9 protein-coding genes are annotated in these 10,647 nt (G+C 39.8%); 1 reads left to right on the forward strand and 8 read right to left on the reverse strand.

Annotated features, from left to right (window positions below; all coding sequences use genetic code 11):
• Positions 1-7: 7 nt before the first annotated feature.
• From AC25Y1_RS12010 to AC25Y1_RS12045, 8 genes are read right to left on the reverse strand one after another with little or no spacing between them, the layout of a single operon-like run.
• Positions 8-1,306, reverse strand: coding sequence for a dihydrolipoamide acetyltransferase family protein (locus AC25Y1_RS12010; protein ID WP_488148233.1), 1,299 nt, complete (start codon positions 1,304-1,306; stop codon positions 8-10).
• 20 nt (positions 1,307-1,326) lie between these two features.
• The gene (locus tag AC25Y1_RS12015; protein WP_488148234.1) at positions 1,327-2,310 is read right to left on the reverse strand and encodes an alpha-ketoacid dehydrogenase subunit beta; all 984 of its coding nucleotides are present in this window, start codon (positions 2,308-2,310) and stop codon (positions 1,327-1,329) included.
• Positions 2,310-3,317, reverse strand: coding sequence for a thiamine pyrophosphate-dependent dehydrogenase E1 component subunit alpha (locus AC25Y1_RS12020; protein ID WP_488148235.1), 1,008 nt, complete (start codon positions 3,315-3,317; stop codon positions 2,310-2,312). Before AC25Y1_RS12020 ends, AC25Y1_RS12015 begins: the two co-directional genes overlap by 1 nt.
• Before the next feature lie 16 nt (positions 3,318-3,333).
• Positions 3,334-4,761, reverse strand: coding sequence for a dihydrolipoyl dehydrogenase (lpdA, locus tag AC25Y1_RS12025; RefSeq protein WP_488148236.1), 1,428 nt, complete (start codon positions 4,759-4,761; stop codon positions 3,334-3,336).
• A gap of 26 nt (positions 4,762-4,787) precedes the next feature.
• A complete protein-coding gene (gene buk / locus AC25Y1_RS12030) occupies positions 4,788-5,870 on the reverse strand; it encodes a butyrate kinase (protein ID WP_488148237.1) in 1,083 nt (360 codons plus the stop codon).
• A gap of 45 nt (positions 5,871-5,915) precedes the next feature.
• Positions 5,916-7,010 (reverse strand): Leu/Phe/Val dehydrogenase, encoded by a 1,095-nt coding sequence (locus AC25Y1_RS12035; RefSeq protein ID WP_488148238.1) that lies wholly within the window; start codon positions 7,008-7,010, stop codon positions 5,916-5,918.
• Between the two features lie 26 nt (positions 7,011-7,036).
• A complete protein-coding gene (gene yqiS / locus AC25Y1_RS12040) occupies positions 7,037-7,945 on the reverse strand; it encodes a phosphate butyryltransferase (RefSeq protein WP_488148239.1) in 909 nt (302 codons plus the stop codon).
• Between the two features lie 17 nt (positions 7,946-7,962).
• Positions 7,963-9,999, reverse strand: coding sequence for a sigma-54 interaction domain-containing protein (locus tag AC25Y1_RS12045; protein WP_488148240.1), 2,037 nt, complete (start codon positions 9,997-9,999; stop codon positions 7,963-7,965).
• Between the two features lie 126 nt (positions 10,000-10,125).
• On the opposite strand from AC25Y1_RS12045, the gene AC25Y1_RS12050 reads away from it, so the two are divergent.
• The gene (locus AC25Y1_RS12050) at positions 10,126-10,377 is read left to right on the forward strand and encodes a DUF2627 domain-containing protein (RefSeq protein WP_488148241.1); all 252 of its coding nucleotides are present in this window, start codon (positions 10,126-10,128) and stop codon (positions 10,375-10,377) included.
• The last annotated feature ends 270 nt before the right edge of the window (positions 10,378-10,647 follow it).

A 10,647-nucleotide genomic window follows, 5' to 3' on the forward strand; every position in this document is an offset into this window, starting at 1 on the left:
TTTCCATTTAGTAAATTGATGTATTTTCTTTAGATATATTTTCTAAAATTTCTTTAACGCGCGCAAGGAAACGACCCGCAACAAGTCCATCAAGTACTCTGTGATCAAGCGATAGACAAAGGTTAACCATATCGCGTGCAGCAATCATGCCACCGTCCATGATAACGGGACGTTTAACAATTGATTCGACTTGAAGAATTGCAGCTTGTGGATGATTGATAATCCCCATAGATTGTACAGAACCAAATGATCCAGTATTATTCACGGTGAAAGTTCCACCTTGCATCTCAGTTGACTTTAACTTTCCAGTACGTACTTTAGTGGCCAATTCTTGAATATCTCGGCCAATTCCTTTAATCGTCTTTTCGTCTGCATGATTAATAACTGGAACAAATAGTGAATCTTCTGTTGCGACTGCAATTGAAATGTTAATATCTTTTTTCTGAATGATTTTATCGCCAGCCCACATAGAATTCATCATCGGGAACTCTTTCAACGCTTGTGATACCGCCTTTACGAAAAATGCAAAGTACGTTAGGTTGAATCCTTCTTTTTGTTTGAACTCATTTTTCAAAGAATCTCGATAAGCAACAAGATTTGTGACGTCGACCTCAATCATCATCCAAGCATGTGGTGCTTCGTGTTTTGAACGTAACAAGTTGTTCGCGATAGCACGACGGACACCAGTAACTGGTATTTCGATATCACCGGCCATAACCGGCACGTCCGCTTTTACTTGTTCTACAGGTCCAGGTGCGGATGGTGGCGTTTGAACTTTCGTTTCTGGCGCGGCCACTGCTGTCGGTATTTCGCCACTTTCTATGATTGCTAACAAATCTTTTCGTGTAATTCTTCCACCTCGCCCTGTACCTTCAATCAGCGATAAGTCGATATTGTTTTCTTGGGATAAACGTAAGACTGCTGGTGAATATCGACCACTTTCACTTTTATCACGCTTAATAGGTGATGTCGGTTTAAGGGAACCATCAGCTGGCATTTCATTAGCAGGTTCTTCTTTTGCCGGAGAGGCAGCTATTTGTGAATCTTCATTATTCGTGCTTTTTTCTGCCGTTTCAATCACACAAACAACTTCACCGACAGCCAGTGTTTCGCCTTCTTTGGCAACCAGCTCTTTAATAACGCCTTCAAATGATGAAGGCACCTCAGCATTTACTTTGTCAGTATTCACTTCTGCGAGTGGATCGTATTTGTTTACTTTATCGCCAGGTTTAACCAACCATTTTTCAATTGTCCCCTCAGTAACACTTTCACCGAGTTGTGGCATTAGTATATTTTCAATCGCCAATTAATTTACCTCCATCTCTATTAAAACTCGGCAAGTTCACGTGCCGCTTTTTCAACTTTGTCAGGGTTCATCATAAAGAATCGTTCCATTGTCGGCGCATATGGCATTGCCGGTACATCTGGACCTGCAATACGTTTTATCGGAGCGTCTAGGTCAAATAGGCAGTTTTCAGAAATAATTGCAGCCACTTCTCCCATAATGCTACCTTCCATATTGTCTTCAGTAACAAGAAGTACTTTACCAGTTTTTGAAGCCGCTTCAATGATTGCTTCTTTATCTAGTGGATACACTGTCCGAAGATCGAGAATATGTGCTGAAATCCCATCTTCTGCAAGTCGTTCAGCCGCTTGAAGTGCAAAATGCACACAAAGACCATAAGTGATAATCGTAATGTCATCACCATCACGTTTTACGTCAGCTTTTCCAATTGGAAGAACATAGTCATCACTTGGAACTTGTCCTTTAATTAAACGGTAAGCGCGCTTATGCTCGAAAAATAAAACAGGATCTTCATCACGTATTGCTGCTTTTAAAAGACCTTTCGCATCATAAGGTGTGGAAGGAATAACGATTTTCAAACCTGGTGTGCTGGCAAACATTGCTTCAACAGATTGCGAATGATAAAGCGCACCGTGTACTCCGCCCCCGAATGGTGCACGAATGACAATTGGACATGACCAATCATTATTAGACCGGTAACGAATTTTTGCTGCTTCTGAAACAATTTGGTTTACTGCTGGCATGATAAAATCCGCAAATTGCATTTCTGCAATTGGACGTAGCCCGTACATAGCCGCACCAATTCCTACACCGGCAATGGCAGATTCTGCTAGAGGCGCATCAATTACACGTGCCTCACCAAATTGTTCATATAAGCCCTGTGTCGCTTTAAAAACGCCACCTTTTACACCAACATCTTCACCAACAACGAAAACACGATCGTCTCGTTCCATTTCTTCTTTCATCGCTAGCGTGATTGCATCAATAAAAGACATAACTGTCATTATTCATTACCTCCTTCTTCGGCATATACATGAAGGAGCGCGGTTTCAGCATCTGCATAAGGTGCATTTTCTGCATAATCAGTCGCTTCGTTTACTTCGTTCATAATACGCGCTTCCATTTCTTGTTCGAGTTCGTCTGTTAAAACCCCTACTTCTTTTAAATAAGCACCAAACGAAATGTTTGGGTCTTTTGACTTTTCAATCTCAAGCTCCTCAGCAGAACGATATTGACGTTGATCATCATCAGATGAATGCGAAGTGAGTCGATAACAAACAGTTTCAACTAGACTAGGTCCTTCTCCGTTACGCGCACGGTCAGCTGCTTCTTTTACTACACGATAAACCTCAAGCGGATCAGTTCCATCCACTGTAACACCTGGCATGCCGTAACCGATTGCACGGTCCGAAACATTTTCTGCTGCAATTTGTTTTTCAATCGGCACAGAAATGGCATATTTATTGTTTTCAACCATAATTATCGTAGGTAATTTATGAACACCTGCAAAGTTCATTCCTTCATGGAAGTCGCCTTGGTTAGAAGATCCTTCACCCAAAGTGACAAACGTAATAAAATCTTCTTTTTGCATTTTCGCTGCTAATGCCACACCAACCGCATGTGGTAATTGCGTTGTAACCGGAGATGAACCCGTCAGAATTCTATTTTTCCGTTGTCCAAAATGACCTGGCATTTGACGTCCGCCCGAATTCGGATCTTCTGCTTTTGCAAATGCAGATAGCATCAATTCTCTTGTAGTCATGCCAAAATGTAAAACAACAGCCATATCTCGATAATAAGGTGCAATCCAATCTTTATCTTTATCTAATGCATAAGCCGCACCTGCTTGCGCCGCTTCTTGACCTTGACAAGAAATAACAAAAGGGATTTTCCCAGCCCGGTTCAATAACCACATCCGCTCATCAATACGGCGCGCTCGAACCATCGTTTCAAAAATGTTTAGTACGTCTTGATCGGACAATCCAAGTTCTTCATGACGATTTTTCACCATTATATATGTCCCCCTTTTACATGTGTATCGCTTTTCCATCTACAGCCAATGCCGCTTCGCCCATAACTTCTGAAAGTGATGGATGTGGATGTATCGAACTTGCTACTTCCCACGGTGTTGCATCTAGTACCATAGCCAAACCAGCTTCTGAAATGAGTTCTGTCACATGAGAACCAATCATATGAACACCAAGAATATCATCTGTCGTTTTGTCAGCAATAATTTTCACAAATCCATCTGAATTACCATTTACCAAAGACTTGCCGATTGCCATAAATGGAAACTTACCTACTTTGACATCGAAGCCTTGATCTTTTGCTTGTTTTTCTGTAATTCCAACACTTGAAACTTCTGGACTAGAATATATACAACGTGAAATTGCTTGATAGTCGATTGGTTCATTTTTCAAACCTGCGATATGTTCGACAGCGGCAATTCCCTCATGAGAAGCGACATGTGCTAGCTGTAAGCCACCAATTACATCTCCAATCGCATAAATATGATGTTCTTTCGTTTGAAAAGTTGGCCTCGTTTGGATAAAGCCATTGACCACTTCGATTTCGGTGTTTTCAATGCCGATACCTTCAGTGTTAGCTTGTCGCCCAACTGATACAAGCATTTTTTCCGCCGAATATTCTTTGGTTTCTCCAGATACTTCTGCTGAAATTGTAACTGAACCGGATTCTTTTACAAGTGTTTCTGGTAATACTTTCGCATTTGTGATGAATGTAATGCCTTTTTTCGAAAGGATTTTCTTCATTTCCTTTGATATATCTTCATCTTCTGTCGGAATGATATGTTCAGCATATTCGAGAACTGTTACTTCAACTCCGAAGTCATGTAGCATAGATGCCCATTCGATTCCGATAACCCCACCGCCAACAATAATGATCGACTTCGGAAGCGCTTCCATAGAAAGAGCCCCGTCAGAAGATAAGACGTCAGTTTCATCAATTTTCAGTCCTGGTAATGACTTTGGTCTTGATCCTGTAGCAATTATTAAATGTTTTAGGATAAGCATCTCGTTTTCTTCGCCGTTAGTCATTTCAACTGAAATTGTGCCTGGCATTGGAGAAAAAATAGAGGGTCCAAGCATTCTGCCTAGTCCTTCAAAAACATCAATCTTTCCTTTTTTCATCAGGCTAGTTACCCCTTGATGAAGTTGTTTGATGATTCCATCTTTACGTTCTTGCACACGGGTAAAATCAAGCGAAACATCATTTGTATCTACGCCAAATTCAGCAGCTTGATTTTTCGCGAGATCGTAGACTGCAGCACTTTTTAATAATGCTTTACTAGGTATACAACCTTTATGCAAGCATGTTCCACCTAGCATTTCTTTTTCAACAAGTGCTGTTTTTAGTCCCAACTGTGCGGCTCGTATAGCAGCAACGTAACCGCCTGTACCGCCGCCTAATATCACAACATCATATTCTCGTCCCAATTCAGTTACCTCCCTAAAACTATCTATTATGACGGATAGTTTTTCACTTTCTCTTCACCGGCAAGCACACGCAGTGCACCTTCAGCAAGTGCTTCTAATTCGTCTTCCCCGGGGTAGACGAGTACATCAGAAATCCAATCTATCTTTGAAGAAATCATTTCTATAAATTCTTTTCCATACGCAAGTCCGCCGGTTAAAATAATTGCATCAATTTGGCCATCTAGTACAACGGCTGCACTACCAATTTCTTTAGCAATTTGATAAGCCATCGCTTCATAGATTAGTTTTGCTTTTTCATCACCTGAAGCAATTCTTTTTTCAATAAGAACAGCATCATTTGTTCCGAGATAACCGACTAGTCCGCCCTCACCAACAAGTGACTTCATAACTTCGCTTCTAAAATACTTTCCTGAAAAACATAAATCTACAAGTTCTCCAGTGGGGACGGTTCCTGCTCTTTCAGGACTAAATGGACCATCACCATGTAACCCATTATTGACATCGATTACTTTTCCTCCAACATGGGCCCCTACTGTAATTCCACCGCCCATATGTGTCACAATAAGACGAAGATCGGTATAATTTCTATTGACTTTTTTTGCGTACCTTCTTGCGACAGCTTTTTGATTGAGGGCATGGAAAATTGATTTTCGATTTATTAATGAAAATCCAGATATCCTGGCGACAGGTTCGAGTTCGTCGACAACAACCGGGTCAACGATGAATGCAGGAATATTCAAGCCTACGGCAATTTCGTTCGCTAAAATACCGCCCAAGTTAGATGCATGTTGACCCGAATATCCTTTTTTCAAATCCTCGAGCATCTCATCGTTCACTTGATAAGTTCCACCTTCTATTGGACGAAGCAATCCACCACGGCCACATACTGCATGTAGTTTTGAAATGCTGATACCTTCTAATTCTAAGGCAGATAATATGGCATCTTTTCGAAAGCTATATTGTTCAATGATGGAAGGATATTGTGCAATCTCATCTACTGTATGTCGAATAGTGGTCTCCATCAGTAAAGTGCTACCATTGAAGACACCAATCTTTGTAGAAGTAGAACCTGGATTAATAACTAAAACTCGACCTTCTATTGGTTGCACAATCATACCTCCTTCCACTAAATCGCGAAATTCTTTAATTTCCGATTATCGATTTGTTAAGATGCTTTTTTCATTTTGTAAAAATTGGCTTCGTGATTTCGCAACACGCGCTATCCGCTCTTCTGCTAATCGATCTGCAGCCACGTATGTCGGAATGTTATCACGTCTAGAAATATTGAAGATTTCACCAATAATGTCGTAAATTCCTTCAACACGTTTTAGTGCACGTTCACGGTTATAGCCAGCTAATTCATCGGCAACATTAATGACCCCACCTGAGTTAATAACATAGTCTGGTGCATAAATAATACCCATTTCATGGATTTGATCGCCATGATGATTTTCTTTCAATTGATTATTCGCGGATCCTGCAATTACTTTACACTTAAATTGTGGTATTGTTTCATCATTTATAACTGCACCAAGTGCACATGGTGCAAAAATATCAACATCTTGTCCGTAAATATCATTTATATCTACAGCTGTAGCACCGAATGCATCGACTGCACGTTGAACCGCTTCCTGATCAATATCTGTAACAAAAAGGATTGCGCCTTCTTCATGCAAATGTTTACAGAGTGTAAAAGCAACGTTTCCAACACCTTGTACAGCAATTTTTTTACCTTTAAGTGAATCAGTGCCGAATGCTTCTTTTGCAGCTGCCTTCATACCTACATAAATACCGTATGCAGTTACTGGTGAAGGATTCCCAGAAGATCCACCTTCGGAAGAGGTTCCTGTGACATAATCAGTTTCTAGGTGAATCAGGTCCATGTCTTTTTCAGTCGTTCCAACATCCTCGGCAGTAATATATCGACCATTTAAACCTTCGATGTAACGACCGAATGCTCTAAACATTTCATCGTTTTTATCTGTTTTTGGGTCTCCGATTATCACTGTTTTTCCTCCGCCTAGATTTAAACCGGCAGCAGCATTTTTATAAGTCATTCCACGTGCTAATCGAAGTGCATCTTCAATTGCTTCGCTTTCACTTGCATACGTCCACATTCGCGTTCCACCAAGAGCTGGTCCTAATGTTGTGTCATGAATTGCAATGATTGCTTTTAACCCCGATGTTTTATCTTGGCAAAAAACAACTTGCTCGAAATCTTCGCTCTCCATATATTTAAAAATTTCCATTACTAATTCCTCCTAGTAGGTATGTTTTAATTTCTGATTGAAAGGATTGCGAGTGCAAGCGAATATAGTTTACTTTCTGCACTATCCGCTCTAGATGTTAGTACAATTGGCGCTTTAGCTCCTTCAATGACTGCTCCAACTTTGGCTCCGGCAAAATACATCAGCGACTTATATAAAATGTTACCAGCTTCGATATTTGGAACCACTAAGATATCCGCATTTCCAGCTGTTGAACCAATAATTCCTTTTTGTCTAGCAGCCTCTACGGAGATTGCATTATCAAGAGCCAATGGACCATCGATTATACAACCATCAATTTGACCACGTTTACTCATTGCAACTAGAGAAGCTGCATCAATTGTCGTGCTCATCGCAGGGTTTACTGTTTCAATTGCAGCTAACGGCGCAACGATAGGTTCAGCGATTCCACAAGAATGAGCGATCGCCACAGCATTCCGAATGATTTGTGCTTTGGCTTCTAAATCTGGTGCAATGTTCATCGCTGCATCTGTAACAAACAAAAGTCTATCATAGTTTGGCACTTCAAATGCAGCAACATGTGAAAGTATTTTCCCTGTTCTAAGACCATATTCTGAATGTAATACTTCTTTCAACAACACAGGCGTTGGAATATTCCCTTTCATCAAAACATGCGCCTGGCCTTTTGACACAGCTTTAACGGCTTCAATGGCTGATTCTTTTAGGTTCGCCGTATGGAAAATTTCCAACTTTTCATGCGTTAGTAATTCTCTGAAATTTTGTGTGAGTAATTGCTTTATTTTATCTTGATCATCAAATAATATAAATGAGGCTATTCCTCTCTTTATTGCTTCGTAAACAGATGTAAGCACTTCCATATCCGCAGCAGATGCAACCGCTACAATTGGATTACTTTCTCTTGCAGCTTTTTCGACTAAGGACGCAAGTGTTTTCATATCGATTCCTCCTACTACTACACTAGGTTAAATTTTTCTAACTTATAATAAAGTGAACGAAGTGAAATGCCTAACCTATTTGCAGTAATCGATTTATTGCCCTTATGTTCACGTAAAGCTGTTTCTAATATCGTTTTCTCATAGTCATCCATTATTGAACTAAGTGTACTTTTTTCTGGTAGCACAGCATTTTCTTCTTTATGGTTGCCTATAAAAAGAGATTTTGTTATGTCCGCAAGTTCCAACATGTTTTTCCCTTGATCGATATAAATCATTGCACGGCTTAACACGTTTTCAAGTTCGCGAACATTTCCAGGCCAATCGAAACGTTTTAAAAAATCCTTTGTTTCCTTTGTAATACCAATGACATTCATACCAAATTCTTGGTTTAACTTAATGAGTATATTTTCGACAATGACTGGGATATCTTCACTTCGCGAACGAAGGGATGGAATCTGAATAGAGATTCTAGTTAATACATAATAGAGATCTTCCAATAATTGACCATCTTGCATGGCCTTCTCTATTTTTTTTGATGAGGACGCAATAATGCGAACAGGTATAGTCATTGTTTCTTTACCGTCTCCGGTATATATTTTTCCTTCTTGTAAGTAAATTAGAATCTTTCTTTGCACCGTTAAAGGCATGTCCGCAATTTCATCTAAAAAAAGCGTTCCATTTTTCGCTTGCATGAATAGGTTGTCTTTTCTACTAGGCACTTGAACACCGTCAGTGGTACCAAATAATTCGGCATCCAATTTATGCGGATCACTGACACCACAGTTAACGCGAATGAATTTATTAAACTTCTGTTCGCTTTCACTATGTATTGCATGTGCAAATAATTCTTTACCGCTTCCGGCCTCGCCCCTTAGCAAGACTGGTAGGTTATTTCTAGCAGCAAGTTTAGCTTGTTCAATCGCAATTTGAATGTCGGCTGACTTTCCATATACATCGTCAAATGTATACGTCGATTCCAATTTCCGAATAATAGTTCGCGCCTGGTCTAATTCAGTCATTAAATTTCTAATTTCGGTAATGTCATGAATGACTCCAACACTTCCCCGCACTTGTCGATCTACGATGATTGGTGCGACATTGACAATGACTTCATTGTTATTCTCACCAACACGCATATTCACACCGCGAACGGGTTGTCTTGTTTTCAGTACTTTCATATGGATACTTTCGCCTTCAATAATATCTACCCCAGCAGGCTTTCCAATTACGTCTTCAGCCTTAAGCCCGGTGATACGTGTGTAGGCACGGTTAATAAGTATTCCGTTTCCTTTTTCATCAACGACCGAAATCGCATCATCACTTGATTGAATAATCGCTTCTAGCATCGTCTGAACGCTTTTCAAATCTGTAATCTCTTCAGCAAGGGTCAAAACCTCAGTCATATCTTTAAAAACTGCAAATGCGCCAACAATCCTACCTTTATGATCATAAAGCGGATATCTGGATGTGACAATTTTAAGACCGTTCGCTAAGACTAATTCCTTGTTTAACTCTGGTCTGCCCGAATTGAATACATGGGTCAATCTAGAGGTCGGTATGACTTCAGTAATTTTTTTGCCAATCGCTTTATCGATTGATGTAGCTGTCATACGTGCAGCACTCTTATTAAAGAAATCGACTTTCCCTTGTTGATCTATGCCAATCATACCTTCATCCACCGAATTGAAGACCATCCGTTGTTTATGTACCTCGGCACGAATCCTTTTTGTATATGAATCATTCTCTTCTAGCAGACGAACAAGTAGATTTGCGACTGAACCAGGAATGAGTACAGTATGATTTGATCTGACTTTCAATAATTCAGTAAAAACTTCCTGATCACCGGATACATCAAACACAATATGTATATCTGATGAAAGATGTTTTTTCCAATCACTACCGTGGACAATCCCTAGTTCTTTTGCTCGAATTATTCCTGGTGCTTTTTCATCGGTGTCAATGATTGCCCTCACATTCATAAAATCAAGATCTTGAAGAAGGTCCATAATGATTAAACCGCCTGTTCCAGCTCCAACAATAAGAACGTTTTGCAAGGATATTCATTCTCCTTTTTGGCGTGTGCAATCTTTTGCAATTACACTATTATCATACACGATTGCCCTCTTCTTGACAATATATCTTCAGCAGTTAAAATTAAAGTATCTAAAGGAGTTGTTTTAATGGCACGCTTAGCTGCTTTTATTGTACTTATTATTCCAGGAGTCATTGCTGCTGGTGGGATAAAATTTATGAGAGATTCATTATATGGGATTGTTTTCTCCCCTTTTCCAGCAAGCTGGTTGCAATTTATAGTCGGTCTGCTCATGTTTGGTGCAGGTTTAGCGTTTTTCGCAGGATTCCTTCTGCGCCGTGACCGAAAAAACGGGCGCGTTCAAGAACGTTTTATAAAAAAAGATGGATCACGACAATAATTTGTCAGGATCCATCTTTTTTTCATTATAAAAAAGATTGCATACATTTTAAAAAGACCCATTATCGTCTCTTCTCTTATTCTCTGAGTTTCTTCTTTGATTTCTTGTTCATCTTTAAACATATTATCCCCCCCAATACTACCTAGTATAATTATAACGCCATCGGGAAAGTTAGGACTTAAAGGCAAATAAAAAGAGGACAGCAACTAAATTTAACAGCTTAGGGCAAAAGTCCTCCACTTCTAAACGTTAAGGTGTGGAAACACCAGT

Source organism: Sporosarcina sp. Y1009 (assembly GCF_057669865.1).

Coding starts and splice junctions, on each gene's coding strand:
- AC25Y1_RS12020 (WP_488148235.1), bottom strand. CDS start 3,317: ATGGTGAAAAATCGTCATGAAGAACTTGGATTGTCCGATCAAGACGTA.
- yqiS (WP_488148239.1), bottom strand. CDS start 7,945: ATGAAAACACTTGCGTCCTTAGTCGAAAAAGCTGCAAGAGAAAGTAAT.
- AC25Y1_RS12015 (WP_488148234.1), bottom strand. CDS start 2,310: ATGACAGTTATGTCTTTTATTGATGCAATCACGCTAGCGATGAAAGAA.
- AC25Y1_RS12035 (WP_488148238.1), bottom strand. CDS start 7,010: ATGGAAATTTTTAAATATATGGAGAGCGAAGATTTCGAGCAAGTTGTT.
- AC25Y1_RS12050 (WP_488148241.1), top strand. CDS start 10,126: ATGGCACGCTTAGCTGCTTTTATTGTACTTATTATTCCAGGAGTCATT.